We start from the raw sequence: 25,762 nt of genomic DNA on the forward strand, positions 1-25,762 counted from the left end.
CGCACCAACCCTGATCGATAGGGTGACGGCGGCACTCTGAGTCCGTGGGAGGTCGCGTGTCACAGGCGGGCTCGTCGCGCACCCGGCGCCACGTGATCACGGCGGCGCAGTTGCGTCGATATGCGGTGCGCCATCCCGTCGCCCTGGGCCTCGCCGCGCTCGTCCTGGCAGCCTCAGTCGCCACCGGCTCGCTCTGGGGTGCGGACGCGACGATGTGGGGCAGCGGTGCGGCTGCGCTCGCCGACGGCAGATGGTGGTCTGTCGTCACCGCCCTGGTCGTGCCCGACTCGACGGTCGAGGTCTTTCTCAGCGTCCTGCTCGCGCTCACGGCGTTCGCCTACGCGGAGTCGCAGCTGGGCCACCTGCGATCCGCGATCGTCTTCGTGTCGGGCGGGGTCGTGTCGATCCTCCTCGGCGCGCTCGCGCACGCCGCCCTGTGGGGGCTGGATGAGCTGCGTCCCCTCGAATCGAACGACCCCGTGCTGGATCCATCGATGGGGATCTTCGCCGCGGTGCTGGCCGCATCCGCGCTCGCCTCGGCGCTCTGGCGGCGGCGCATCAGGCTCGTCGCGCTCGCGACCGTCGTCATGTTCGCACTGTACGCGGGCGATGCCGACTCCTGGTACCGGTTGATCGCAGCCCTGCTGGGCCTCGCCGCGGGCTCGCTCCTGGCCCGGCGCAGGCCGCGGTTGGACTGGCATCGATCCTCCTCCCGCGAGGTGCGCGCGCTCATGTCGGTGCTCGTCGCGATCACCGGTCTCGGGCCGCTCGCCGCGGTCATCGCCGGCGGCGGCCGGGGTCCGTTCTCGGTGGTGGCGTCGTCCTTCCTCGCCTACGACGAGCACCTCGTCGAACGGTGCGAGGTGAGCTATCGGCCCGTGTGCGATCACGAGTTCGCGCTCGTGCTCACACGCGGTGTCGGGCCCGTGCTGCTCGCGCTCGTGCCGCTGGCGCTGCTGATCGTGGCAGCGCTCGGCCTTCGACGCGGACGCCGGGCGGGCCTGGTCCTGGCCGTCTGCGTCCAGGCCGCGCTGGCGGTCCTCGCCCTCTACGCGCTCGTCAGCGGCGAGCTCGCCATCGAGCCCTGGGCGGACGGATCCGGACTCGAGTACGTGCTGTGGGCGGTCGCCTCGATCGGCGTGCCCGTCGCGAGTGCGTCCGCGCTCGTCGCGGTACGCCGACGGTTCCCGGTGCGCGCGACCCGTCACGCCGCCCGAATCTTCGCCGCGACGGTGCTGGTGGCCTTCCTGGCCTGCGGTGCGGTCTTCGTGGCGAGCGAGACCCTGCTGCGGCAGTCGTTCGATGTGACTCCGACGCTCAGCGATATCGTGGCCGAGTCGTGGCGTCGGTTCGTCCCTCCCGCGTTCTTGCAGGGGATCGGCCAGCCGCCCTTCCCGCGCCACGGCGCGGCGCTCTGGATCTACCAGTGGGTCGGGGTCGTGTTCTGGGCGATCGTCGTCCTCGCTGTCGTGCGGCTCTACCGCAGCGTGCGTCGTCCCGAGGATGCCGATGCCCGCCTGTACCGCGACCTGCTGCGTCGCGGGGGCGGGACCCTCTCGTTCCTCGGGACCTGGCGAGGCACCAGCTACTGGTACAGCGCCGACCGCGCCTGTGCCGTCGCGTACCGCCTCGTGGGCGACGTCGCCCTGGCAGTCGGCGATCCCCTCACACCGGCGGGGGAGCAGGAGCGCGCGATTCGCGGCTTCGTCGACTTCTGCGCGGAGTCGGGGTGGACGGCGGCGTTCTACAGCATCCACGACGATGCCCTGCCGGTCTTCGATGACATGGGTTGGAAGTACGTCTCCGTGGGTGAGGAGACCGTGCTGGCGGCCTCCGAGGTCACCCTCGAGGGCAAGCAGTGGCAGAAGGTGCGCCAGCCGGTCACCCGCGCAGAGCGCGAAGGCATGACGGCGTTCTGGACGCGGTGGGCCGATCTCAGCGCCGCCGAACGTTCGCAGATCCGCGAGATCGACGAGCAATGGGTCGCCGACAAGGCTCTGCCGGAGATGGGGTTCACTCTGGGCACGCTCGAGGAGATCACCGACCCGGAAGTTGCGCTGCTGCTCGCTGTCGATCACGCCGACCGCATCCAGGTCGTGACGAGTTGGATGCCGTCGTGGCGCGACGGCGTGCCGAGCGGATGGACGCTCGATTTCATGCGGCGTCGTGCCGACGGGCCCAACGGACTGATGGAGTTCGCGATCGCGCGAGCGGCTCAGCAGGCCGCCGCCGACGGTGTGGCGGAGCTGAGTCTCTCGGGCGCTCCGATGGCGGTCAAGCCCGATGCCGAGGTGCCGGGCGACACGACGATCCTCTCGGGTGTGCTGGGCTGGCTGGCCCAGACCCTGGAACCCGCGTACGGTTTCGACTCCCTCTTCCGGTTCAAGCGGAAGTTCCATCCTCGGTATCGCACGATCTGGCTGGCATACGGCGACCCGGTCGATCTCCCACGGATCGGCACCGCGATCGGTCGGGCATACCTGCCCGACGCGACGGTTCGTGATGTGCTGACCCTGCTGCGCACCGCTCGAGGAGGAGACAGATGATCCAGTGGCTGCTGACGCTCGAGCTCATCAACAGCCCCGTGCGCTGGGTGATCTGGAGCCTCGTCGTCGTCCTGGCCGTTGCGGTGTTCGTCGTGCCGCCGCGCCGCATCCGCCGTCTGCTGATCGCCGCCGTCGCGGGTGGCATCATCGGCTACGGGGGCGCTCTGCTCCTTGAAGCGGCGGACGTGTTCCAGGGGCCGCTGCCGGGTCACGCCGCGCTGTGGATCGCAGCGGGCATCTCGGCCATCGCGGTGGGGGCGGTCGCGATCGGGCTGCGGCCGTGGTGGCGGCGGATCCTCGCACTGCTTCTTGTCGTCACCGGTGCGCTCGGCATCGGCGCGAGCGTCAATGCCGAGTACGGGCTCACCGGCAACCTTGCGGCGATCCTGGGCATCCAGGCCCTCGACAGTGCTCCGCTGCCGCAGGCGACAGCGGTGCGCAGCGACCCCGCCACCCTCTACGAGACCTGGAAGCCGCCGGCCGACATGCCCTCGAAGGGGCGAGTGAGCGCGCTGTCGGGCGAGCAGAAGATCCCCGCGACGGGGTTCGTCGCTCGCGACGCCGCGCTGTACCTGCCGCCGGCCGCGCTCGTTGCAGATCCGCCGCAGCTGCCTCTCCTGGTCTTCATGATGGGGCAGCCGGGTACCCCCGACCCCACGGTGCTCGCCAAGAGTCTCGATGCCTTCGCCGCGGCCCACGACGGGCTCGCGCCGATCGCGATCGTCGCCGACCAGCTGGGCTCCGTCAACGTCGACCCCGCCTGCGCCGATTCGACGAAGTACGGCAAGGTCTCGACCTACCTCAACGTCGATGTTCCGGCATACGCAGAGAAGCACCTGAACATCATCCAGGACCCCGCCTACTGGGTCATCGGCGGGTACTCGAACGGCGGCGCGTGCGCGTTGACCTACGGCGCAGCGAATCCGCAGACATGGGGCAACCTCATGGACATCTCGGGCAACGAGTATCCGGGATCGGAGCACGTCGACAAGACCGTGACCGAGGTGTTCGGCGGCGACCGCGCCGCCTTCGACGCTGCGAGTCCCGCATCCCTGCTCGCCGCCCACGCCGGCGCCTATGCCGGCCACGTGGCCGTGTTCACCCACGGCGGGCAGGATGCGCAGTTCGGTCCGGGGCAGGTGAAGAACGCGCAGCGTGCGCAGGCGGCCGGCTTCACGGTGCTGACCGAGACGATCCCGGGGGAGGGACACACAGGGCCCGTGCTTCAGAAGGGACTCGACTACGCGATCGGCGCACTGGCGCCCCGTCTCGGTCTCGCGGCGCCCGCCACGGGGTGAGGCTCTGCACACGTGAAGGCGGGCCCCGGAATCCCGGGGCCCGCCTTCACGTGATCCGACTCAGAACGTGAGCGCGCGGCGCAGGAGTTCCGCCTGCTCGATCTGGTGCATCTTCGCCGAGCCTGCCGCGGGGGAGGCGGATGCTGCGCGCGAGACGACGCGGATCGTGCGGTCGTGCAGGTGCTTGACGACCTCGAGGGCGATGAACGGCCACGCCCCCTGGTTCTCGGGCTCCTCCTGGACCCACACAAGCTCCGCGTTCGGGTAGCTGTCGATGACGGCGTTCAGCTCGTCGATCGGTGCGGGGTAGTACTGCTCGAGGCGTACCAGCGCCACCCGGTCGTCGGGGTTCTTGTCCAGCTCAGAGCGCAGATCCCAATGGATCTTGCCGGCGTGCAGCAGCACCCGCGTGACGGCGTTCTTGTCGACGCCGCGCTCGTCGTCCAGCACCGGCTCGAACTTGCCCTGCGTGAACGCCTCGACGGGGCTGACCGCGTCGCGCAGACGCAGCATGGCCTTGGGAGTGAACACGACCAGCGGGCGGCGCGGCTGGGCGTAGGCCTGGCGGCGGAGCAGATGGAAGTAGGACGCGGGCGTCGACGGACGTGCGACCGTCATGTTGTCCTGCGCGCACATCTGCAGGAAGCGCTCTATGCGCGCGGACGAGTGGTCGGGGCCCGCGCCCTCATAGCCGTGCGGGAGCAGCAGGACGACGCTCGACTGCTGGCCCCACTTCTGATCCGCAGACGAGAGGTAGGTGTCGATCACGGTCTGGGCGCCGTTGGCGAAGTCGCCGAACTGCGCCTCCCACAGCACCAGCGCGTCCGGCCGCTCCACCGAGTAGCCGTATTCGAATGCGACGGCCGCATACTCGCTGAGCAGCGAGTCGTAGACGAAGAAGCGACCCTGGCCCTCGCTGAGGTTGGTCAGCGGCAGCCATTCCTGACCGTTATTGCGGTCGTGGAAGACGGCGTGGCGCTGCACAAAGGTGCCGCGACGGGAGTCCTGGCCGGCCAGTCGCACCGGCGTTCCCTCGACGAGGAGCGAGCCGAACGCGAGCAGCTCGCCGAACGCCCAGTCGATACCGCCCGAACGGCTCATGGTGTGCCGCTTGTCGAGCAGCTGCTGCAGCTTGGCGTGCACCGTGAAGCCGTCGGGCTTGTTCACGAAGGCGTCGCCGATCAGCTGCACGACGTCGGTGGACACGCCCGTGGTCTCGGGCTCGCCGACGGCGCGCTCGACCTCGACGCTCTCGGTGACGACCGGGTGAGTGCCGGTCTCGGCCTCGTGCGTCTCCGCGAAGGCCACCTCGAGGCGGTCCTGGAAGTCGCGCTTGGCCTGCTCGTACTCCTCTTCGGTGATGTCGCCGCGACCGACGAGAGACTCCGTGTAGAGGCGGCGCACGGAACGCTTGGCCTCGACGAGGTTCGTCATGAGCGGCTGCGTCATCGACGGGTCGTCGCCCTCGTTGTGGCCGCGGCGGCGGTAGCTGACGAGGTCGATGACGATGTCGCGGTGGAACTCCTGGCGGTACCGGAACGCCAGTTCCGCTGCGCGCACGACGGCCTCCGGGTCGTCGCCGTTCACGTGGAGGATGGGCGCCTGGATGGTCTTGGCCACATCCGTGGCGTAGACCGAGGTGCGTCCGTCGACGGGCAGCGTGGTGAAGCCCAGCTGGTTGTTGATGACGACGTGCACGGTGCCGCCCGTGCGGTATCCGCGCAGCTGCGACATCTGCAGCGTCTCCACGACGACGCCCTGGCCTGCGAAGGCCGCGTCGCCGTGGACGAGGATGGGCAGCCATGCGAAGGTGCCGATGGGCTTGCGGTCCTGCTTGGCGCGCACGATGCCCTCGAGCACACCGTCGACGGTCTCGAGGTGCGAGGGGTTCGCGGCGAGGATCACCGGGAGCTCCGTGCCCGCATCCGACTGGAACGTGCCCTCGGTGCCCAGGTGGTACTTCACGTCGCCCGAGCCGCGCTTGTTGCCGGGAAGGCTCGTGCCCTCGAACTCACGGAAGACCTGGCCGTACGTCTTGCCGGCGACGTTGGTCAGCACGTTCAGGCGTCCGCGGTGCGCCATGCCGATCGCGGCGCCGTCGAGGCCAGCCGAGGCAGCGCCCTGCAGGATCTCGTCGAGCAGCGGGATGACCGACTCGCTGCCCTCGAGGCTGAAGCGCTTCTGCCCGACGTACTTGGTCTGCAGGAACGTCTCGAACGCTTCGGCCTGGTTGAGCTTGGAGAGGATGCGCAGCTGCTCGTCGTGACCGGGCTTCTGGTACTTGACCTCGACGTTGTCCTGGAACCATTTGCGCTGCACCGGATCCTGGATGTGCATGTACTCGATGCCGAGCGTGCGGCAGTAGGAGTCCCGCAGCACGCCGAGGATGTCGCGGAGCTTCATCTGGCGCTTGCCGCCGAAGCCTCCGACCACGAACTCGCGGTCGAGGTCCCAGAAGGTGAGCCCGTGGCTCTCGATCTCGAGGTCGGGGTGCGTGCGCTGCACGTACTCGAGGGGGTCGATGTCGGCCATCAGATGGCCGCGCACCCGGTACGAGTTGATGAGCTCTTGAACGCGCGCGCCCTTGTCGATGCGCTCCGCCAGATCGACGTTGATGTCGCTGGCCCAGTGGATGGGGGCGTAGGGGATGCGCAGCGCCGCGAAGATGCCCTCGTAGAAGTCGCGCTGTCCGATCAGCAGCTCGTGGACCTTCTTGAGGAACTCGCCGGAGCCGGCGCCCTGGATCACGCGGTGGTCGTACGTGCTCGTGAGGGTGATGGTCTTGCCGATGCCGAGCTCGACGAGGGTCTTCTCGCTCGAGCCCTGGAACTCGGCGGGGTACTCGAGGGCGCCCGCGCCGATGATGCAGCCCTGGCCCTTCATGAGGCGGGGCACCGAGTGCACGGTGCCGATACCGCCCGGGTTGGTGAGCGAGAGCGTGGTGCCCTGGAAGTCGGCCGCGGTCAGCTTGTTCGTGCGGGCGCGCTTGACGAGGTCTTCGTACGAGGCGAGGAACTCGTTGAACGTGAGGGACTCGGCGCGCTTGATCGACGGCACCATGAGCGCGCGCGTGCCGTCGGGCTTGGGAAGATCGATCGCGATGCCCAGGTTGATGTGGGCCGGAGCGACGACCGAGGGCTTGCCGTCGACCTCGGCGTAGAAGACGTTCTGGCTCGGGAACTCCTTCAGAGCCTGGATGAGCGCCCAGCCGATCAGGTGCGTGAAGCTCACCTTGCCGCCGCGGGTGCGGGACATGTGGTTGTTGATGACGATGCGGTTGTCGATCATCAGCTTCGCCGGGACGGTGCGCACGCTCGTCGCCGTGGGCACCGTCAGCGACTCGTCCATATTGGCGGCGAGGGTCTTCGTCATCCCCTTGAGGGTCGTGACGACGTCTTCCTGCACCTCGCCCGCGGGGTCGGAGGGCTGGGCCTTGGGAGCCTGCGCCGGGATCGGCTGCGGCTTGGCGGGCTTGCCGGTGGTGCGCGCGACCGGCTGCGAGCCGATCACGGGGATCGGTGCGGTCACCGGATGGGGCTCGGATGCGGCGGGTGCCGCGGGTGCGGCCTTACCGGCGCCGCCCGATCCCGCCTGCGAGTGGTAGGCCTCCAAGACCGGCCACCAGGACTTGTCGACCGAGTTACGGTCGACAAGGAACTGTTCGTAGAGTTCCTCGACGAGCCATTCATTGGCTCCGAACTCTCCTTCGTTCGATACTCCGACGCCCGTCACCTGGCTCGACACTCTCGATCGCCCGCTTTCGTGAGATTCATTCGCAATGCGGGGCCGTCGTGGGCCCACACGCACGACACGCAAGCCTAGTCGAGTATCCGAGGGTTCGCTCCCGGCGCGTCGCGGTTGACAGCCTCGCCGGAGTGTGGGCGGCGTACGCTCTGCAGACATGGAGTTCTACGGCGCGCAACCCGAGACCGACCTCACCTACTCCGACGTCTTCCTGGTGCCTCGGCGCTCGGATGTGACGAGCCGCCTTGACGTGGATCTGTCGCCGCGCGACGGCACCGCGATGCGGATCCCCCTCGTCTCGGCCAACATGAACTCCGTCACCGGCGCGCGGCTCGCGGCGACACTCGCTCGGCGTGGCGGGCTGGGGGTGCTCCCGCAGGACATGCCGCTGCAAGAGCTCGACGCGGCCATCCGGTGGGTGAAGCGTCAGCCGGTGCGCTGGGACACCCCGATCGTTCTGCCTCCGACGGCGACCGCCGCGGACGCGGCCAAGCTCCTGCCGGCGACCGAGGGGTACGGCATCGTCGTGGCCGACCCCTCGGCCGCCTCCCTCGACCTCGCCGATGTCGCGGGCGTCGTGCCCGCCACGCGCCTGGCGACCGCGCTGCCGGATGCGACCCTGGGCGACCTCGTGCGCGCGCGCCCCGTCGCGATCGACGCGGACGATGTCTCCGACCCGCGGCAGGCGTTCGACCTGATCGTCGCGGCGGATGCGGAGACCGTGTGCGTGGTGGAGCGGGGCCATCTCGTCGGAACGCTCTCGCGGCGCAGCGCCCTGCGCTCGACGCTCTACAGCCCGGCGGTGGATGCGGACGGGCGTCTGATCGTCGCCGCGGCCATCGGCATCAACGGCGACGTCGCCGCCAAGGCGCGCGCCCTGGCGGCGGCCGGTGTCGACGTGCTCGTGCTCGACACCGCCCACGGACACCAGGAGGGGATGCTGCGCGCCCTGCGCGCGGTCGCGGATCTGGGCCTGGGACTTCCTCTCGTGGCGGGCAACATCGTCACCGCGGATGGCGTGCACGATCTCGTCACCGCGGGCGCGTCGATCCTCAAGGTCGGGGTCGGACCCGGCGCGATGTGCACGACGCGCATGATGACCGCCGTCGGACGTCCGCAGTTCTCGGCCGTGCTGGAGACCGCGTCGGCGGCGCGCGAGTTGGGCGCACACGTGTGGGCGGACGGCGGCGTGCGTTACCCGCGGGATGTGGCGCTCGCGCTGGCGGCGGGTGCCGCATCCGTCATGGTCGGCTCCTGGTTCGCCGGAACGATCGAGGCTCCTGGCGAGCTGTTCGCGGACGCGCAGGGGCGCGTGTACAAGGAGTCGTGGGGGATGGCCTCGACGAAGGCGGTGCACGCGCGGTTCGGTGGCCTGGACGCGTACGAGCTCGCGCGCAAGGAGCTGTTCGCCGAGGGCATCTCGTCGTCGAAGATCTACCTGGACCCGCTGCGTCCGGGGCTCGAGGATCTTCTCGACATGATCACCTCGGGTGTGCGCTCGTCGTTCACGTACGCGGGAGCCGCGACGGTGCCCGAGTTCCACGAGCGCGCGCTCGTGGGGCTGCAGTCGGCCGCCGGCTACGAGGAGGGCAAGGCCCTGCCCGTCAGCTGGTGACCCGTCTCGGGCTCGAGTCCTCCATGCCCGAGTTGCGTCGCATATGCGCAGATGCGCCACTTTTCCGCATCCGCCACATGTAATGACAGGCGCGGTTGCGCAGAAGTGTGGCGGCAGCGTGGCTAACCCAGCGGACGAGGCCGGGATGTCGGGAGTCCGGCGCCGCGGAGGATGTCGTACAGGCGCCGCGGGTCGTCGAGATCACCGGCGCGCCATCGCGAGAACCCGCTGACGAGACGCCGCAGAGCGTCCTCCCGATCCTTCTCCGCCGCGAGGGACTGCAGGGGCGTGCGTCCGGTCTCGCGAGCGCGGGTGAAGTACTTGCCGAGGCCGTCGAACTCGCCGATGTGGTCATGCTGCGGCCAGAAGAAGTCGGCGATGTACAGCGCGCCGTCGGCGAGGCGGATGCGGTGCTGGATCACCGGCTGCGGGAATCCGAGCTCCGCGATCAGCACTCTGCTCTGGCTCTCGCGGACGTTGGCCGCGCCGTCGCGCGCGAACGCGACCGCGCGATGGATGCGGGCCAGCCCGCGGCGCCGTCGTGCGGCCACACGTTCGCGCACCTGCGCGAGGGTGGCGAGCGCCCCACCGGGACGTCCGCTCCAGATCGCCTGGTCGATCGCGGCGACTCCCTGAAGGAACGGGCCGGATGCGGCGAGATCGACCGCGGTCTGCGCCGGGCTCGTCACGAAGCAGTCGCCCCACGGCAGAAGCTCCACCTCCGCCATCGCACGCGTGTGCCGCCGCATCAGACCGGTGGAGCGTCCTCCCGCATCCGCCTCGACGGAGGCGTCCAGCCGTGCAGGCCACTCGCCGAGCGTGTCGATGCCGTGCAGGGCTGCCGCGGCGTGGTGGCTGAAGACGGTGCCGGCCGCGACGCGCACCGATGCTTCCCAGACGCGCTGTGCGTGCCGCGCGATCGGCGTGAGATCGCGCCAGCGGGTGGCCTCGACGAAGACGCCGGGTGCGGCGCGCACGACGATTCCGGCCTCGATCTCGCGCCGCAGGCGGCGTTCGTCGAGCCGGTCGAAGGGCTCGTCACGCCGTCGGCGGAGGTCGGTGAGGGGAGGAGCGTCGCGCCAGGTCATCCGGCCATGGTGCGGCGCGCAGCGAGGGCGGCGGGTGCCGCATCCGTCCCCGTAGGAGGACGCGCCGCATCCGTAGGACGGGGGAGGAAGGGTCAGTACGTCTGGGGTGTTTCGCCCGCCGCCTCGGGCTACACATGTGCGCACTTGCGACAGCAATCATCTGTCGCAAGTGCGCAGAACTGTGGCGGTTGCGCACATGCGACGCAACTCGGGCATCTACGGGGGCAGGCGCGGGGCGGGCGGGCGCCCGGAGTACACAGGAACGGGACGTGGGGGGCGGGGCTCCCGTAGACTGTCCGGCACGATGGACGACCCTCCCAGTTGCAGACGATGGCCCCACCGACCCGCCTCCCCCGAGGGAGGTGACGTGTGATGGATTACGTCATGCTGGGCGTGGGGCTCTTGCTCACGATCGGAACCGGTCTGTTCGTCGCCAGCGAGTTCGCGCTGGTCAACCTCGATCGTGCCGACCTCGAAGCGCGCAGGGATGCGGGTGAGTCGCGGCTCGCGATGACCATCAGCGCACTGCGCATCACCTCGACCCATCTGTCGAGTGCGCAGCTGGGCATCACGCTGACGACGTTGCTCACCGGTTACACGATGGAGCCGGCGATCTCCAACCTCCTGCGCCCCGTGCTGGCGGGCTGGGGCGTGCCCGAGGCGGTGGTCGTGGGTCTCGCGGCCACGATCGGCATCGCCATTGCCACGGTCTTCTCGATGATTCTCGGCGAGCTGGTCCCCAAGAACTTCGCGCTCGCGATCCCGCGCCAGACGGCGAAGCTGGTCATGCCGTTCCAGGTCGCGTTCACGACCGTGTTCCGCCCCGCGGTGTCCGTGCTCAACGGCAGCGCGAACGGCATCCTGCGCTCCATCGGCATCGAACCGAAGGAGGAGCTCTCGGGAGCCCGCACCGCGGAAGAGCTCTCCAGCCTCGTGCGCCGATCGGCGAGCGCCGGCGTGCTCGAGGAGGACACAGCGTCGCTGCTGGATCGCAGCCTCACCTTCGCGCGACTGACCGCCGATGACGTGATGACGCCCCGCCCCCGCGTGCACGCGGTCGCCGCATCCGACTCGGCGAACGACGTCATCCAGCTCGCCCGCAAGACCGGGCACAGCCGCTTCCCCGTCTTCGGCGAGTCCATGGACGACATCGTCGGGATCGTGCACCTGAAGGCCGCCGTCGGTGTGCCGCGAGATCGCCGCACCGAGGTGCCGGCCGCCGCCCTCGCCACTGAGCCGCTGCGGGTGCCCGAGACGGTGCACCTGGATCAGCTCGTCGCCGAGCTTCGCGCCCGCGGCTACCAGATGGCCGTCGTGCTCGACGAGTACGGCGGGACGGCGGGCGTCGTCACCCTCGAAGACCTCGTCGAGGAGATCGTGGGCGAAGTGCTCGATGAGCACGACCGGCGCAGGGCCGAGATCGTGCGCGGTGCGGACTCGCTGACCGTGTCGGCGGCGCTGCGTCCCGACGAGGTTCTCGACCGCACCGGCATCCGCGTTCCCGAGGGCGAGGTCTACGACACGCTCGGCGGCTTCCTGATGGCCGAGCTCGGCCGCATCCCCGTCGTCGGTGACGAGGTCGAGATCGAAGACGGCACGCTCGCCGTCGTGCGCATGGACGGTCGACGCGTCGACCGTGTGCGCTTCACCCCCAGACCCGTCCCGGAGGATGCGGACATCGACGAGCAGGAGCGGACCCGATGAGCGACTGGGCAGGAATCCTCTGGCTGGTCGTGCTGCTGGTCTTCAACGCGTTCTTCGTCGGCGCGGAGTTCGCCGTGATCTCCGCGCGGCGCTCCCAGATCGAGCCGCTCGCAGAGAAAGGCTCCCGGTCGGCGAAGACGGCGTTGTGGGCCATGGAGCACGCGACGCTCATGCTCGCGACGTGTCAGCTGGGCATCACGATCTGCTCGCTGCTGATCCTGAACGTCTCGGAGCCGGCGATCCACCACCTGCTGGCCGTGCCGCTCGAGCTGACCGGATGGGGCGAGGCCGCGGTCGACGTGATCGCCTTCGTCGTCGCGCTCGTGCTGGTGTCTTACCTGCACGTCGTGTTCGGCGAGATGGTGCCGAAGAACCTGGCCTTCTCGGTGCCCGATCGCGCCGTGCTCATGCTCGCGCCGCCGCTCGTGTGGGTGTCGCGGGTGTTCCACCCCGTCATCGTCACGCTCAACTGGATCGCCAACCACGTCGTGCGCCTGTTCCGCGTGGAGCCGAAGGACGAGGCGGCCTCGACGTTCACGCTCGAAGAGGTGGCGACGATCGTCAACCAGTCCCGTATCGAGGGCGTCCTGGATGATGCGGCCGGAACGGTCTCGGCGGTCGTCGAGTTCACCGACAAGGATGCGGGCGACGTCGCCGTACCGCTCGCGGATCTGGTGACGCTGCCGCAGCTGACGACCCCGGACGAGATCGAACGCGCGGTCGCCCGACACGGCTTCTCGCGCTACGTGATCGTCGACGATCAGGGGATGCCGGTCGGGTACGTGCACCTGAAGGATGTGCTGCGCGTCGCCGAGGACGGCGTCGACCCCTCGGTCGATCGTCCGATCCCGGCCAAGCGGATCCACCACATGGTGCAGGTGCAGGAGACGACCGACCTCGAGGATGCGCTGGCGGCGATGCGCCGGGCGGGGCGTCACCTCGCGCAGGTGCGCGACGCTCAGGGCAACACGACCGCCGTCCTCTTCCTGGAAGACGTCATCGAGGAGCTGATCGGCGAAGTGCAGGACGCGACGCGCCGCGGCCGCTGAGCAGGTCTCAGCGGTGGCGCGCGGCGCGCTCGTACTGCGGCGGCCAGGGGCCGACGACACCGAGCTCGTCGGCGGCGCGGAGCGCGAAGTGCGGATCGCGGAGCCATTCCCGGGCTGCCATGATCGCGTCCGCGTCGCCGTCCTGCAGCACCTGCTCGGCCTGCGCGCCGGTCTCGATGAGCCCCACCGCGCTGACAGCGAGCCCCTCGTCTCGCACGCGCCGGGCGAGGGGCACCTGGTAGCCCGGGCCGACGGTGATGTCCTGGTGAGCGACGAGCCCGCCGGAGGAGATGTCGAAGAAGTCGGCACCGGCCTCCGCCGCCCAGACGGCGACCTGGGCGGTCTCTTCGATGTCCCAGCCCCCCTCGGCCCAGTCGGTGCCGGAGAAGCGGACGAACACAGGGAGATCGCCCGCCGCCTCGCGCACCGCGGCGACGACGCGCAGCAGAAGACGCGCGCGGTTCACGAGCGGGCCGCCGAACTCGTCGGTGCGGTGGTTCGACAGCGGCGAGAGGAACTCGTGCAGCAGGTAGCCGTGGGCGGCGTGCACCTCGAGGACGTCGAACCCGGCCTCGACCGCGCGGCGCGCGGCGGAGGCGAAGGAGGCGACGAGCGCGTCGATCTCGTCGAGTGTGAGTTCGCGGGGCGTGGCGTAGCCCTCGAAGGCGATCGCAGAGGGGGCGACAGCCTCCCACCCGCCGGCCTCGGCGGGGACCGTGCCGCGGTGCCCGGAGAAGGGGGAGTAGGTCGAGGCCTTGCGTCCGGCGTGGGCGAGTTGGACGCCGGCGGCCGCACCGCGGGCGTGGATCGCGGTCACGATGGGGGCCCAGGCGTCGCGCTGCTCGTCGGAGTAGATGCCGGTGTCCTGGGGGGAGATCCGGCCCTCGGGCGACACGGCGGTCGCCTCGCTGATGACCAGTCCCGCGCCGCCAGAGGCGAACTGGGCGAGGTGCACGTGGTGCCACTCGCCGGGGAATCCGTCCTGCGCGCTGTACTGGCACATGGGTGCCACCCACAGGCGGTTGCGGAACTCGACGCCTCGGATCGTGTAGGGGCTGAACAGCGCGGTCACGGTACTCCTTCGCGGATAGGGTGGCGCCATGACGGCGATCGAACAGGATGCGGCGCGCACCGCGCGCATCCTTCGCATGCCAACAGCGGACGATGACAAGTATTCCCGTGGTGTGGTGGGCCTGCGCACCGGCTCGGCGGACTATCCAGGGGCGGCCGTGCTCGGAGTGAGCGCCGCCTGGCACGCCGGATGCGGGATGGTGCGCTACATCGGCCCCTCTCGCGCCGCTGACATGGTGCTCGCACGCAGACCCGAGACGGTCACCGCGCCCGGTCGGGTCCAGGCCTGGGTGATCGGTTCGGGCACGGATGCCGCGTCTCGCTCCGCATCCGAGACCGAGGCGCTGCGCGAGGTGCTCGCCGGCGGCGAGCCCGTCGTCGTCGACGCCGGCGCGCTCGATCTCGCGCCCGACGCCACGGCGCCGATGATCCTCACCCCCCACGCCCGGGAGTTCGCGCGGCTTCGCGAGACGCTCGGCCTCGTTTCGACGGACGACCGCGAGGCGGAGGTGCTCCAGACGTCGCGCGAGCTGGGGGCCGTGGTGCTCCTGAAGGGTGCCGTCACGCTCGTCGCGGACCCCGATGGCGGGCTTCGCCGCATCCGCTCCGGGGTGCCGTGGCTCGCCACCGCCGGCACAGGGGACGTGCTCGCCGGTGCGATGGGTGCGATCGTCGCGGGGGTCGCGGCGGTGGGCGCTGCCACCCCGGAACGTCTCGCCGATGCGGCAGCCGCAGCGGCCTGGTTGCACGGACGTGCCGGCGCGCTTGCCGCCGCGCGCCGGGGGAGTCGGGGCGGTCCGATCACCGCGCTGGAGGTCGCCGAGCACCTGCCGCAGGCCGTCGGTGAGACGCTCGCGGCGCACCCCTGATCAGGAAGCTCCGTGGCGCGCCCCGTAGGATGAGGCGCGTGTCGAGACGGGCTCTGTTGTGGATCGCTTTCCTCGTCGTCCATATCGGGGTCTCCGTTCTCGGATGGGTCATGCCCAATGAGCCCATGGGCGACGTCTACCGGGTGTACGAGCCGTGGTCGGGTGCGTACCTGAACGGCGGATGGTGGCCGCAGACCGACACGGCGACGGGCCAGGAGGTCAGCGCCTACTACGGCTTCGTGGGGTTGACCGATGCCTGGGTCTATCCGCAGCTCGCGATGCTGCCGATGCTTGCGACGTGGCTGTTCGCCTGGGCGGTCTCGTACACGCCGGCGTGGGCGATCATGGTGGGCCTCGTCGATGCCGCGGCGTTCGCCGTGCTCGTGGGGCGCGCGCGCTCGCGCGGCCGTGTCACCGCTGCTTGGTTCTGGCTCGCCTTCATCGCGTTGATGGGGCCGGTTGCGCTGTACCGGCTGGATGCGGTCACCGTGCCGCTGGGCATCATGGGAGCGCTGTGGTTGGTCGGGCGTCCGTGGCTCGGCGCCGCTCTTCTTGCGGTGGCGACGTGGATCAAGGTGTGGCCGGCGGCCATTCTGGCGGCCGCGGTCATCGCCGTCCGTCGTCGCCTGGCGGTGATCGGCGCGGCCGCCGCGGTCAGCGGCGTGACGCTCGGGGCGGTCCTGCTGCTGGGCGGCGCTGCCTACGCCTTCGGATTCGTCAGCGACCAGACGGGGCGAGGACTGCAGGTGGAGTCGCCCGTCAGCACTTTCTACCTGTGGGACGCGATGCTCGGCGGTCCCTCGCAGATCTTCTACGACCCCGATCTGCTGACGTTCGAGGTATCGGGCCCCGCCGTCAACCCGGTGATCGCCGTGATGACACCGTTGCTGGCCGTCGGGGTTCTGGGCATCGCCGCGTTGGGTGCGTACAAGATGTGGCGTGGCGCTCATTTCAGCGCCGTCTTCCCCACCCTCTCGCTCGCGCTCGTCGCCGCGTTCATCGCTCTCAACAAGGTGGGCTCGCCCCAGTACATGGTGTGGCTGAGCGTGCCGCTGGTGATCGCGCTGGTGCTGGATCGCAGGCGCTGGGTCGGTCCCGCCGTCGTCGTGCTCGCGATCGCCGCAGCGACGCAGATCATCTACCCCATGGTGTACTTCGATCTGCTGGTGGCCCTGCCGTTCCCGGTGGTGGTCATCACGATCCGCAATATCCTGCTCGTCGTGATCGCCGCGTGGGCGGTGGTCAAGCTCGCCCGGGTGCGTACGCGCTCGAGCTTCACCCGCAAGGTCGGCGCGCTCGCCGCCTGACGAAAGGACCGGCATGCTCGTCGCCTTCTCCGTCGCCCCCAGCGGCACCGGCCGCGCGGACGGTTCCGTGCACGATGCCGTCGCCGCGGCCGTGAAGGTCGTGCGCGAATCGGGGCTTGCCCACCGCACGAGTTCGATGTTCACCGAGATCGAAGGGGAGTGGGACGAGGTGTTCGCCGTCGTGAAGGCGGCCACCGACGCTGTGCTGCCGTTCGGCTCGCGGGTCTCGCTGGTGCTGAAGGCCGACATCCGCCCCGGCTACACGGGCGAGCTGGACGGCAAGATCGAGCGTCTCGAGCGTGCGATAGAGGAAGCGGCCGCGGACGACGCCCCGTCGGCCTGAGGTCCGGTCAGCGAAACGATTCGGCGTCCTTACCCGGCGTGACTAACATGTTCCGGTGACCTCTTCGAACACGACGAAGGGGGCGGCGATGTGGGCGCTCCTCTCTCTCGCCATCGGCAGCTTCGGCATCGGTATGACCGAGTTCACGGTCATGGGGCTGCTGCCCGACATCGCCGGTGCGCTCTTACCGAACCAGACGGCGGCGGATCCGGATGCGGCCATCGCCCAGGCCGGCTGGCTGATCAGCCTGTACGCGCTCGGCGTCGTCGTCGGTGCGCCGACGATCGCGGGGCTCGTCGCGCGGTTTCCGCGCCACCGCGTGATGGTCCTTCTCGCCCTGGCGCTGACCGTGTTCAACGCCTTGACCGTGATCGCGCCGAACTTCGAGCTCGTCGCGGTGTCGCGCTTTCTGGCGGGGCTCCCGCACGGTGCGTACTTCGGCATCGGTGCGCTGGTCGCGGCCGACGTGCTCGGGCCGGGGCGTCGCGCGCAGGGTGTCGCCTTCGTGCTGACCGGACTCACCGTCGCGAACGTCGTCGGCGTGCCGGCGGGCACCTACCTGGGCCAGCAGTTCGGATGGCGGGTCGCGTTCGGCGTGGTCGCCGCGATCTTCGCGCTCGCCACGATCTGCATCCTGTTCTTCGTGCCGCGCGCGCCGGGTCGGCCGGGGCGCACGCTGCGGGCGGAGCTGGGCGTCTTCCGCATCCCGCAGGTGTGGTTCACCCTGGGTATCGGCTCTATCGGTTTCGGCGGCTTCTTCGCGGTCTACAGCTACGTGGCGCCCCTGGTGACGGAGGTCGCCGGCGCGCCGCAGGCGGTCGTGCCGCTCGTGCTCATCGGCATGGGGCTCGGCATGACGGTCGGGAACCTCCTGGGCGGACACCTCTCCGACGTCAATCTGCGCCGCACACTGCTGCTCGGCCTCGCGGTGCTGGCGGTGTCGTTGGCGGTTCTCGCGCTGACCGCCGCCTGGATCTGGGCGCTCGCGGTCATGGTGTTCGTGGTGGGTGCCGTCTCGTCCGCGCTCAGCCCCGCGATCCAGACGCGGCTCATGGATGTGGCGGGCGACAACCAGTCGATCGCCGCCGCCCTCAACCACTCGGCGCTCAACATCGGCAACAGCCTGGGTGCTGCCCTCGGCGGTGCCGTGATCGCCGCAGGTTGGGGCTTCGTCGCCCCGCCGTGGGTCGGGGCCGCCCTCGCCGCCGCGGGACTGGCGATCGCTTTCACGGCCTACGGCGTCGAGCGCCGCCGGGGCGTTCCGATCGTCTACGCGCACTCCTCGACCGCCGCCGAGTGACGGCGGTTCCTAGGCGTCGAGCAGTCGGCCCAGATGGTGGGCGACCGCATCCGTCTCGATGAGGAACCCGTCGTGGCCGTAGTCGCTCGTGATGACCGCTGCCCGGTCGCCGTCGAGCGTGTCGCGGATTCCGTGGGCGATGCGGTGCTGCCCCTCGACGGGGAAGAGTCGATCGCTGTCGATGCCGAGCACGAGGGTGCGCGCGGTGACGCGTCCCAGGGCGTCCTCGACGCCGCCGCGCTCGCGTCCGACGTCATGCGAATTCATCGCCTCGACGAGGGTGAGGTAGCTGTTGGCGTCGAAGCGCCGCGTGAACTTGTTGCCGTGGAAGTCCAGGTAGGACTCCACGGCGAAGCGCCCGCCCCGCCCGAGCGGGCTCACCTCTGACTGCCACGATCGCTGGAAGCGCAGGTTCAGTTCGGTGGGACTCCGGTAGTTCAGCAGCGCCATGCGGCGAGCGAGCGCCAGACCGCGGTGCGGGCCCTCTCCGGCGGGTGCGTCGTAGTAGTCGCCGCCGGCGTATCCCGGGTCGATGCGGATGGCCTCGAGCTGCACCGAGTTCAGAGCGATCTGGTCGGCAGTGGTCAGCGGAGGGGCCGCGAGAACCGCCAGGCGCTCGACCCGCTCGGGGTAGGTCGCCCCCCACTCGAGCGCGTGCATGCCGCCCATGGAGCCGCCGATCACGGCGCGCCAGCTGCCGACGCCGAGCTCGTCCGCGAGCAATGCCTGGGCGGCGATCTGGTCGCGGATCGTCAGGTACGGGAAGCGCGCACCCCACTCGGTGCCGTCGGGGGCGATGGTGGCGGGTCCGGTCGAGCCCTGGCAGCCGCCGAGCATGTTGGGGGCCACGACGAACCAGCGGTCGGTGTCGATCGCGGCGCCGGGCCCGACGATCTCGTCCCACCATCCGTCGGTGGGGTGGGCTCTGCCGGCCTCGCCGCGAACGTGACTGTCGCCGGTGAGCGCGTGCAGGATGAGGATCGCATTGTCGCCGGCGGGGGAGAGCTCGCCCCAGCTCTCGTAGGCGAGGCGCGCGGCGGGCAGCACGGCACCGTTCTCGGTGCGGAAGCCGCGGAAGGCTGCGAACCGGCGGTCGCCGGCCGGGTCGCCGTCGCGCCAGGCGCCGCTGGCGGGCGGGCGACCTCGGGCGAGGCGGGCGTCCGCCTCCGTGACGGGCGCGCTGGGCACCGTGTCCTCGGAGGTCTGCCAATCCATCCCTCCATTGTCCCGGGGTCCTCGCGCCTGCGCGTCCGTGTTACGTCACAGCGGAGTGCGGCTGACGCACGAACGCCCCGGATGCGGCATCCGGGGCGTTCGGGTCAGGCGGGTCAGGCGCGCGCGGCCTCCGAGGCGCGGCGTGCCGCGGCCAGCGCGCTCTCGAGGTCGGCCTTGAGATCGGCGACGTTCTCGAGGCCCACCGAGAGGCGCACGAGACCGGGCGTGACGCCGGCCGTGAGCTGCTGCTCCGGGGTCAGCTGCGAGTGCGTCGTGGATGCGGGGTGGATCACGAGCGAGCGCACGTCACCGATGTTGGCGAGGTGGCTGAACAGCGTGAGGTTGTCGACGAAGGCACGACCGGCACCCACCCCGCCCTTGAGCTCGAACGAGAGCACCGCGCCGACGCCCTTCGGCGCGTACTGGTTGGCGGCCGCGTACCACGGCGAGGTCGGAAGGCCCGAGTAGTTCACCGACGCCACGTCGTCCTGGTTCTCCAGCCACTCCGCGATCTCCTGCGCGTTCTGCACGTGGCGCTCCACGCGCAGCGACAGGGTCTCGATGCCCTGCAGCAGCAGCCAGGCGCTGATCGGGGCGATCGCGGCACCCAGGTCGCGCAGCAGCTGCACGCGGGCCTTGGTGACGTAGGCGACGCCGTCGCCCAGCGCGCCCGTGTAGCTGAGGCCGTGGTACGAGGGGTCGGGCTCGGTGAGCTCGGGGAAGCGGTCGACGTGCTGCGACCACGGGAACCGGCCGCCGTCGACGATGACGCCGCCGATCGTGGTGCCGTGTCCGCCGAGGAACTTCGTCGCCGAGTGCACGACGATGTCGGCACCGAACTCGAAGGGGCGGATGAGGTAGGGGGTGGCGATCGTGTTGTCGACGATCAGGGGAACGCCGGCCTCGTGCGCGACGTCGGAGACCGTGCGGATGTCGAGCACGTTGATCTTCGGGTTGCCGACCGTCTCAGCGAAGAAGAGCTTCGTGTTCGGGCGGACCGCGCGGCGCCACTCCTCGGGGTCGTCCTGGTTCTCGACGAACGTCGTGGTGATGCCGAGCTTGGCCAGCGTGTACTTGAAGAGGTTGTACGTGCCGCCGTAGATCGAGCTGGAGGAGACGATGTGGTCGCCCGCTCCGGCGATGTTGAGCACCGCGAACGTCTCGGCCGCCTGACCCGAGGCGACCAGCAGCGCTGCCGTGCCTCCCTCGAGCGCGGCGATGCGCTCCTCGACGACGCTCTGCGTGGGGTTGATGATGCGGGTGTAGACGTTGCCGGGCTCGGCGAGCGAGAAGAGGTTCGCGGCGTGGTCGGCGTTGTCGAACACATACGACGTGGTCTGGTAGATCGGGGTCGCACGCGCCTTGGTGGTGGGATCCGGTGCGGCGCCGGAGTGGATCTGCTTGGTCTCGAAGAGCCAGTTCTCGGGTGCGGACATCACGTGCTCCTAGGTCTGCGGGTGCCGCGGCGGCTGTCGCGAACATCACGAGGCTAGAGGGGCCCGGCGAGGGCGACAACGTCCGAGAAACGCGGGGTAACAACCGAGTCGGGTGCGTGCGTAACACCGGGTTCACCGCGAGGGCCTAGCGTGAGTGCATGGCGAACAGACGAGCAGTGGTGACGGGTGCGAGCACGGGGATCGGTGAGGCGACCGCGCGTCGCCTCCGCGCCGACGGTTGGGATGTGGTCGCGGTGGCCCGTCGCGCCGAGCGGCTGGCCGCCCTCGAGACGGCCACCGGTGCCGTGGCGTACGCGGCCGATCTGACCGTCGAGGCCGATGTGCAGGCGCTCGCCGACTGGCTCGCCGCATCCGGTCCCGTGCACGCGCTGGTGCAGGTCGCGGGCGGTGCGCGCGGCGTCGACGATGTCGCCGACGGTGACCCCGACGACTGGCGGTGGATGTACGAGGCCAACGTGCTGTCGACCCAGCGCCTGGTGGCGCTGTTGCTGCCCCAGTTGCGGAAGGCGGCCGCATCCGACGGCCACGCCGACACGCTCTTCGTGACCTCGACGGCCGCGCAGGTGGCCTACCAGGGCGGCGGCGGATACAACGCCGCGAAAGCGGCCGAGAGCATGCTCGTCAAGGCGCTGCGGCTCGAGCTCAACGGTGAGCCCATCCGAGTGAGCGAGGTGGCCCCGGGGATGGTCTACACCGAGGAGTTCTCCCTGAACCGTCTCGGCGGCGATCAGGAGGCGGCCGAGGCCGTTTATCGGGGCGTCGAGAACCCGCTGACCCCGGACGACGTCGCCGACGTCATCGCGTACGCGCTGAACGCGCCCGGCCACGTGAACCTCGACCTCGTGACGCTGCGGCCCGTCGCCCAATCCGCGCAGCACCTCGTCGCCCGCGAGCCGCTGCGAGTACGCGAGGGCTGAGCGCGTGCGCGCACCAGCGCTCGTCGTCGACGCGCTGACCGCGAGGCCCGGTGGGCGCGAGCTCCGTCGGTTCTGGCGAGCGTTCGTTGCCGAGCATCCGCAGGCGTGCGCTCCCCGCTCCCGAACTCGTGTCGTCGTCCTCCTGATAGCCGCGGTGCTGAGCGGCCTCGCCGCGCTGATCGCCGTTCTCGGAACGGTGTCGCTGCTGACCCGCAGACAAGGGGCGACGCCCGGCGAGCTCATCGGCGCGGTGGCGGCCGCGGTGCTGTTCGCCCTCGTGCTGATCGCGCTGGGACGCGCCGCTGTGCGAACCGGACGACGTCGGATGTGGCCTCGCCAGCACTGGGCGCTCGCCCGCTTCGCGGCCGACAACGGCTTCACCTATCACCCGGGCCCGTTCCCCGCTGACCTGCCGACCTGGAGCTACCGAGGGCGGCTGCTCCAGACCCGCGCGCTGCGCTGGGTCACGCCGGACGGATGTCGCATCGAGTGGTCGGACTTCGAGCAGGACTGGGGCACGAGCGCGTACCACACCACCCAGTTCGGCGGCTGGATCCGCATCGGTCTCGGCCGTCCCCTGCCGCCCATCGTGCTCCCGCCGGCGAACGGCGACGCGCGGGCCCTGGCGGAGGGATTCGGGTCCGCACAGCACGCGCCCGTCGATGAGGACGACCTCTCGTTCCGCCCCGCCGTCCTCGCGGAAATGAACGGGTGGGACGGCGAGGTCATCGACGATGAGCTGCTTCTGACCCGCTCGCTGGACGTCGTCACGACGGACCCCGCTGAGTGGCCTGAGATCCTGCGCACCACGATCCTCGTCATCGACGGGATCGAACAGTCGGGGGACCGCCCCGGCGCCGGTTGAGCCTCGGCGTCAGCGCGCGGTCGTGCCCCCGGATGCGGCCGCGTGCGCCGTGGCCTCGGTGTCGGTGTCGGCGAATGCCACTTTGGGCACCACGAGCAGCACCGCGGCGGCGGCGAACCCGCCGGCGGCGCACACGATCCACACCGTGATGTAACCGCCGAGGGACGCCGCGGTCGAGCTCGCGACGGCACCCGCGCCGACCGCGAGCACGACGCCGAACACCGCCGAGGCGAAGGTCCCGCCGATCGTCTTGGTCGTGTTGGTGAGTGCGGAGGCGATGCCGGTCTGTCCCCGCGGCGCCGCCGCGGCTGCTGCGGCGGGCAGGGCGGCCACGAGCGCGCCGGAGCCGAGACCCGCGATCGACAGGTTCATGAGCACCTGCCAGAGCTCGCGGTGCAGCGGCAGGAACAGCAGGTAGCCGATGCCCACGAGCAGAGCAGCCCCGATGAGCACCACGCGAGGGCTCGCCCGGCGGGAGGTGATCGAGAAGATCACGGCGCCGACGATGAGGGAGACCAGATACACGCCGATCACGTTGGAGCGACCGGTCGCATCGAGGCCCAGCCCGTAGCCGAGCGCGGAGTCGGTGCCGGCGTAGGTCGACAGGGGGCCTTGGGCGCCGAGCAGGCTGATGCCCACGAGAGCCGCCGTGGCCTGCACCGGCCACATCTCCGGACGGCGCAGGACCCGGATGTCGACGGCGGGGTCCTCCTGGCGTAGCTCGAACCGCACGAACCACACGAAGGCGGCCAGCCCCGCGGCCAACAGCAGCCACGTCCAGACGAAGCCGGGACCGTTGAGGCGGAGGAAAGTGAGGGCACCGGTCACGAGCAGCAGCGCGAGCGCGAGGATCACGAAGCCGCCCGCATCCAGTCGGCGTCCGGGGACGGGCTCGGACTCGGGGACGCCCAGCCAGATCACGACGCCGATCAGCGTCACGGCCACCGCGGGCAGCATGAGGGTCAGCGGCAGGTTCTCTCCGGTGATGCCGAAAAGACGCCCCGCCGCGAGCGCCCCCATGATCGCGCCCGCCTGCAACCCGACCACGAGAAGACCGGCTGCGCGGCGGGTGGCCGAGACACCGCGGCCCTGTCTGCGGCCGCGCTCGAAGATCAGCGCGATCTCGAGCGGCAGCCAGACCACGTAGAAGCCCTGCAGCGCCCACGCGATCAGGAAGCTCCAGAAGGTGCCCGCGAACGCGATCCACCATGTGGCACCGGCGGTGAGGATCGTGGCGATCAACAGGATGCGCTTGTGCCCGTACATGTCGCCGAGCTTCGCCATGACCGGTACGACGAGGGCCGACAACAGCAGTTGGGCCGCCTCGAACCAGTTGACGTCGGCGTCGTGGATGCCCAGATGCACCACGATGTCGCTGAACAGGGGAACGTAATAACCCTGCAGGATGCCGCTGACGATCTCGACGAGGATGAACCAGCCGATCAGACCCGCCGTGATGCCGAGCGCCGATCGACCGGGCGCACGGGTGCCGGTCATGGCGAAACGCTACACCTCGGCGCGCTCTAGGCTGGGACGGTGACGAACGAGCAGAGCGCTGTGGCGCCCGAACGCGAAACGCTGACCTGGGATCTGTTCGGGGAAGCCAGCCGTGACATCGCCCGTGACGTGATCGCCGCCGACTTCGTGCCCGAGGTCGTCGTCGCGATCGCCCGCGGCGGGCTGCTCCCGGCCGGCGCGATCGCGTACGGACTCGGAGTGAAGAACTGCGGCGCGATCAACGTCGAGTTCTACACCGGCATCGGCACGGTGCTCGACGCTCCAGAGCTGCTTCCGCCCGAGCTGGACATGACCTATCTGAACGGGCGCCGCGTGCTTCTGGTCGACGATGTCGCCGACAGCGGCCGCACGCTCGATCTCGCCGTGCGTCTGCTCGTCGAGCGCGGGGCGGACGTGCGTTCCGCCGTGATCTACACGAAGCCGACGACGATCATCCAGCCGGATTTCAGCTGGAAGAACACCGACCTGTGGATCGATTTCCCCTGGTCGTGGCAGGGCTCGGTCCTCGAAGAGGACCGCGGTCTTCCCGGCTCCGCCTGAACCATGGCAAAGACGCTGCCCGAGCTCGCCGCGGCGGGTCTCATGGATGCGGGCTGGGCCGAGGCTCTCGCTCCGGTCGCCGCGGACATCGCCGCACTGGGGGAGCGTCTGCGCCAGGAGGCGGCCGCGGGGCGTGCCTACCTGCCCGCCGGGGATCGAGTTCTGCGCGCCTTCCAACAACCGCTCGCGGACGTCAGAGTGCTCATCGTGGGGCAGGACCCCTATCCGACGCCCGGCCATCCGATCGGCCTGTCCTTCGCCGTCGACGCGCACGTGCGACCCATCCCGCGCAGCCTCGCCAACATCTACCGCGAGCTGAACGACGACCTCGGCATCCCGCCGGCGGTTCACGGCGACCTCTCCGCGTGGAGCGAGCAGGGCGTGATGCTGCTGAACCGGGTGCTGACCGTCGCGCCCGGCGCGCCCGCATCCCACCGCGGATGGGGATGGGAGAAGGTCACCGAGCACGCGATCCGTGTTCTCGCCGAGCGTGGCGGGCCTCTCGTCGCGGTTCTGTGGGGGCGGGATGCGGCGGGCCTCACCCCGCTTCTGGGCGAGGTGCCCTCGATCCGGTCGCCGCATCCGTCGCCGCTGTCTGCCAGCAGGGGCTTCTTCGGATCCCGTCCGTTCTCCCGCGTCAACGAGCTGCTGATCGCGCAGGGCGGCACGCAGATCGATTGGCGTCTGCCCGCGTAGGCTGGGCGCCATGCTCGAAGAGGAATACCAGCGCCGTCGGCGTCTGCCGCGGCACCTGCGTCGCCAGGCTCCGCCCGAGCGCGGCTTCGAGTTCCGCATCCGTGAGGCGACGACGGCGGACATCCCCGACATCCGCGAGATCTACAACTACTACGTGACCAACTCCGTGGTGACCTTCGACGAGAAGAAGTGGTCGCTGGCGAAGTGGCGGGAGAAGTTCGATCACCTGCGCAAGCTCGAGCTGCCGTTCCTCGTGGCCGAGAGTCCGTCGGGGCAGATCCTGGGATACGCGCTCGTGCAGCCCTGGGCAGGCAAATCCGCCTACCGCTACACGGTCGAGGACTCGATCTACCTCGGTCAGGCGGCCTCGGGCAAGGGTCTGGGCACCGCTCTGCTGTCGGCCCTGATCGAGGCGTGCGAGAACAAGGGCATCCGCGAGCTGGTCGCCGTCATCAGCGACAAAGGCGCCGAGGGATCCATCCGTCTTCACGAGAAGCTCGGATTCACGGAGGTCGGACGCATGGGGCGCGTCGGCTTCAAGTTCGGGCGTTGGCTCGGCACGGTCTACCTGCAGAAGTCGCTCAAGCCCAAGAAGAAGCGCGGTCTGTTCTCGCGCTGAC

General features: G+C 70.1%; 20 protein-coding genes. 14 read left to right on the forward strand and 6 right to left on the reverse strand.

All coding sequences use genetic code 11. The annotated features are described in order from the left end of the window. Positions 1 to 56 precede the first annotated feature (56 nt). Both PQV94_RS04525 and PQV94_RS04530 read left to right on the forward strand, forming a co-directional pair. The gene (locus PQV94_RS04525) at positions 57 to 2,546 is read left to right on the forward strand and encodes a bifunctional lysylphosphatidylglycerol flippase/synthetase MprF (protein ID WP_274287603.1); all 2,490 of its coding nucleotides are present in this window, start codon (positions 57 to 59) and stop codon (positions 2,544 to 2,546) included. Continuing rightward, a complete protein-coding gene (locus PQV94_RS04530) occupies positions 2,543 to 3,844 on the forward strand; it encodes an alpha/beta hydrolase (protein WP_274287604.1) in 1,302 nt (433 codons plus the stop codon). Before PQV94_RS04525 ends, PQV94_RS04530 begins: the two co-directional genes overlap by 4 nt. A gap of 60 nt (positions 3,845 to 3,904) precedes the next feature. Here PQV94_RS04530 and PQV94_RS04535 read toward each other — a convergent pair whose 3' ends face one another. Then, positions 3,905 to 7,588 carry a multifunctional oxoglutarate decarboxylase/oxoglutarate dehydrogenase thiamine pyrophosphate-binding subunit/dihydrolipoyllysine-residue succinyltransferase subunit gene (locus PQV94_RS04535; RefSeq protein WP_274287605.1) on the reverse strand — a complete coding sequence of 1,228 codons (3,684 nt, stop codon included), beginning with the start codon at positions 7,586 to 7,588 and terminating at the stop codon, positions 3,905 to 3,907. 157 nt (positions 7,589 to 7,745) lie between these two features. Between PQV94_RS04535 and PQV94_RS04540 the strand changes: the two genes are divergently transcribed. Beyond that, on the forward strand, positions 7,746 to 9,203 hold the full coding sequence (locus PQV94_RS04540; RefSeq protein ID WP_274287606.1) for a GuaB1 family IMP dehydrogenase-related protein: 1,458 nt from the start codon (positions 7,746 to 7,748) through the stop codon (positions 9,201 to 9,203). A gap of 122 nt (positions 9,204 to 9,325) precedes the next feature. Here PQV94_RS04540 and PQV94_RS04545 read toward each other — a convergent pair whose 3' ends face one another. After that, positions 9,326 to 10,291, reverse strand: coding sequence for a hypothetical protein (locus tag PQV94_RS04545; protein ID WP_274287607.1), 966 nt, complete (start codon positions 10,289 to 10,291; stop codon positions 9,326 to 9,328). A 372-nt stretch (positions 10,292 to 10,663) separates the two neighbouring features. Here PQV94_RS04545 and PQV94_RS04550 point away from each other — a divergent pair, with 372 nt between their 5' ends. Both PQV94_RS04550 and PQV94_RS04555 read left to right on the forward strand, forming a co-directional pair. Next, positions 10,664 to 11,995, forward strand: coding sequence for a hemolysin family protein (locus PQV94_RS04550; protein WP_274287608.1), 1,332 nt, complete (start codon positions 10,664 to 10,666; stop codon positions 11,993 to 11,995). Beyond that, positions 11,992 to 13,044 carry a hemolysin family protein gene (locus PQV94_RS04555; protein WP_274287609.1) on the forward strand — a complete coding sequence of 351 codons (1,053 nt, stop codon included), beginning with the start codon at positions 11,992 to 11,994 and terminating at the stop codon, positions 13,042 to 13,044. Before PQV94_RS04550 ends, PQV94_RS04555 begins: the two co-directional genes overlap by 4 nt. Before the next feature lie 7 nt (positions 13,045 to 13,051). Here the strand turns inward: PQV94_RS04555 and PQV94_RS04560 are convergent, their stop codons facing one another. Continuing rightward, entirely contained in the window at positions 13,052 to 14,116 is a 1,065-nt protein-coding gene (locus PQV94_RS04560; RefSeq protein WP_274287610.1) for an NADH:flavin oxidoreductase/NADH oxidase, read from the reverse strand. A gap of 28 nt (positions 14,117 to 14,144) precedes the next feature. Here PQV94_RS04560 and PQV94_RS04565 point away from each other — a divergent pair, with 28 nt between their 5' ends. From PQV94_RS04565 to PQV94_RS04580, 4 genes are all read left to right on the forward strand, one after another. Then, the gene (locus tag PQV94_RS04565; RefSeq protein WP_274287611.1) at positions 14,145 to 14,984 is read left to right on the forward strand and encodes an NAD(P)H-hydrate dehydratase; all 840 of its coding nucleotides are present in this window, start codon (positions 14,145 to 14,147) and stop codon (positions 14,982 to 14,984) included. Between the two features lie 38 nt (positions 14,985 to 15,022). Continuing rightward, the gene (locus PQV94_RS04570; protein ID WP_274287612.1) at positions 15,023 to 16,291 is read left to right on the forward strand and encodes a hypothetical protein; all 1,269 of its coding nucleotides are present in this window, start codon (positions 15,023 to 15,025) and stop codon (positions 16,289 to 16,291) included. 13 nt (positions 16,292 to 16,304) lie between these two features. Next, positions 16,305 to 16,634 (forward strand): thiamine-binding protein, encoded by a 330-nt coding sequence (locus tag PQV94_RS04575; protein ID WP_274287613.1) that lies wholly within the window; start codon positions 16,305 to 16,307, stop codon positions 16,632 to 16,634. A gap of 88 nt (positions 16,635 to 16,722) precedes the next feature. Then, positions 16,723 to 17,934: an MFS transporter gene (locus tag PQV94_RS04580; protein WP_274288218.1), complete on the forward strand. Its 1,212-nt coding sequence runs from the start codon at positions 16,723 to 16,725 to the stop codon at positions 17,932 to 17,934. 9 nt (positions 17,935 to 17,943) lie between these two features. Here the strand turns inward: PQV94_RS04580 and metX are convergent, their stop codons facing one another. Together metX and PQV94_RS04590 are read right to left on the reverse strand one after the other, a co-directional pair. After that, positions 17,944 to 19,149: a homoserine O-acetyltransferase MetX gene (gene metX, locus PQV94_RS04585; protein ID WP_274287614.1), complete on the reverse strand. Its 1,206-nt coding sequence runs from the start codon at positions 19,147 to 19,149 to the stop codon at positions 17,944 to 17,946. 113 nt (positions 19,150 to 19,262) lie between these two features. Beyond that, entirely contained in the window at positions 19,263 to 20,585 is a 1,323-nt protein-coding gene (locus PQV94_RS04590; RefSeq protein WP_274287615.1) for a bifunctional o-acetylhomoserine/o-acetylserine sulfhydrylase, read from the reverse strand. Between the two features lie 158 nt (positions 20,586 to 20,743). Between PQV94_RS04590 and PQV94_RS04595 the strand changes: the two genes are divergently transcribed. Both PQV94_RS04595 and PQV94_RS04600 read left to right on the forward strand, forming a co-directional pair. Next, positions 20,744 to 21,523, forward strand: a complete 780-nt coding sequence (locus PQV94_RS04595) for an SDR family oxidoreductase (protein WP_274287616.1) — start codon at positions 20,744 to 20,746, stop codon at positions 21,521 to 21,523. 4 nt (positions 21,524 to 21,527) lie between these two features. Continuing rightward, positions 21,528 to 22,388, forward strand: coding sequence for a hypothetical protein (locus PQV94_RS04600; RefSeq protein ID WP_274287617.1), 861 nt, complete (start codon positions 21,528 to 21,530; stop codon positions 22,386 to 22,388). 9 nt (positions 22,389 to 22,397) lie between these two features. On the opposite strand, the gene PQV94_RS04605 is transcribed toward PQV94_RS04600, so the two are convergent. Then, complete coding sequence (locus PQV94_RS04605) at positions 22,398 to 23,885, reverse strand: MFS transporter (protein ID WP_274287618.1); 1,488 nt, start codon at positions 23,883 to 23,885, stop codon at positions 22,398 to 22,400. Between the two features lie 60 nt (positions 23,886 to 23,945). On the opposite strand from PQV94_RS04605, the gene PQV94_RS04610 reads away from it, so the two are divergent. The 3 genes from PQV94_RS04610 to PQV94_RS04620 are packed head-to-tail and all read left to right on the forward strand — an operon-like array spanning position 23,946 to position 25,761. After that, on the forward strand, positions 23,946 to 24,446 hold the full coding sequence (locus PQV94_RS04610) for a phosphoribosyltransferase (RefSeq protein ID WP_274288219.1): 501 nt from the start codon (positions 23,946 to 23,948) through the stop codon (positions 24,444 to 24,446). A 3-nt stretch (positions 24,447 to 24,449) separates the two neighbouring features. Next, positions 24,450 to 25,142 carry a uracil-DNA glycosylase gene (locus PQV94_RS04615; RefSeq protein WP_274287619.1) on the forward strand — a complete coding sequence of 231 codons (693 nt, stop codon included), beginning with the start codon at positions 24,450 to 24,452 and terminating at the stop codon, positions 25,140 to 25,142. 10 nt (positions 25,143 to 25,152) lie between these two features. Then, entirely contained in the window at positions 25,153 to 25,761 is a 609-nt protein-coding gene (locus tag PQV94_RS04620; RefSeq protein WP_274287620.1) for a GNAT family N-acetyltransferase, read from the forward strand. Position 25,762 lies beyond the last annotated feature (1 nt).

The organism is Microbacterium sp. Clip185, assembly GCF_028743715.1.
Lineage (GTDB): Bacteria > Actinomycetota > Actinomycetes > Actinomycetales > Microbacteriaceae > Microbacterium.

What these genes read in the sequence shown, in the direction of transcription:
- PQV94_RS04615 (WP_274287619.1), top strand. Translation starts at nt 24,450, where the DNA reads ATGGCAAAGACGCTGCCCGAGCTCGCCGCGGCGGGTCTCATGGATGCG.
- PQV94_RS04580 (WP_274288218.1), top strand. Translation starts at nt 16,723, where the DNA reads ATGTGGGCGCTCCTCTCTCTCGCCATCGGCAGCTTCGGCATCGGTATG.
- PQV94_RS04550 (WP_274287608.1), top strand. Translation starts at nt 10,664, where the DNA reads ATGGATTACGTCATGCTGGGCGTGGGGCTCTTGCTCACGATCGGAACC.
- PQV94_RS04565 (WP_274287611.1), top strand. Translation starts at nt 14,145, where the DNA reads ATGACGGCGATCGAACAGGATGCGGCGCGCACCGCGCGCATCCTTCGC.
- PQV94_RS04540 (WP_274287606.1), top strand. Translation starts at nt 7,746, where the DNA reads ATGGAGTTCTACGGCGCGCAACCCGAGACCGACCTCACCTACTCCGAC.
- PQV94_RS04545 (WP_274287607.1), bottom strand. Translation starts at nt 10,291, where the DNA reads ATGACCTGGCGCGACGCTCCTCCCCTCACCGACCTCCGCCGACGGCGT.
- PQV94_RS04595 (WP_274287616.1), top strand. Translation starts at nt 20,744, where the DNA reads ATGGCGAACAGACGAGCAGTGGTGACGGGTGCGAGCACGGGGATCGGT.
- PQV94_RS04620 (WP_274287620.1), top strand. Translation starts at nt 25,153, where the DNA reads ATGCTCGAAGAGGAATACCAGCGCCGTCGGCGTCTGCCGCGGCACCTG.
- PQV94_RS04555 (WP_274287609.1), top strand. Translation starts at nt 11,992, where the DNA reads ATGAGCGACTGGGCAGGAATCCTCTGGCTGGTCGTGCTGCTGGTCTTC.
- metX (WP_274287614.1), bottom strand. Translation starts at nt 19,149, where the DNA reads ATGGATTGGCAGACCTCCGAGGACACGGTGCCCAGCGCGCCCGTCACG.
- PQV94_RS04605 (WP_274287618.1), bottom strand. Translation starts at nt 23,885, where the DNA reads ATGACCGGCACCCGTGCGCCCGGTCGATCGGCGCTCGGCATCACGGCG.
- PQV94_RS04530 (WP_274287604.1), top strand. Translation starts at nt 2,543, where the DNA reads ATGATCCAGTGGCTGCTGACGCTCGAGCTCATCAACAGCCCCGTGCGC.
- PQV94_RS04575 (WP_274287613.1), top strand. Translation starts at nt 16,305, where the DNA reads ATGCTCGTCGCCTTCTCCGTCGCCCCCAGCGGCACCGGCCGCGCGGAC.
- PQV94_RS04590 (WP_274287615.1), bottom strand. Translation starts at nt 20,585, where the DNA reads ATGTCCGCACCCGAGAACTGGCTCTTCGAGACCAAGCAGATCCACTCC.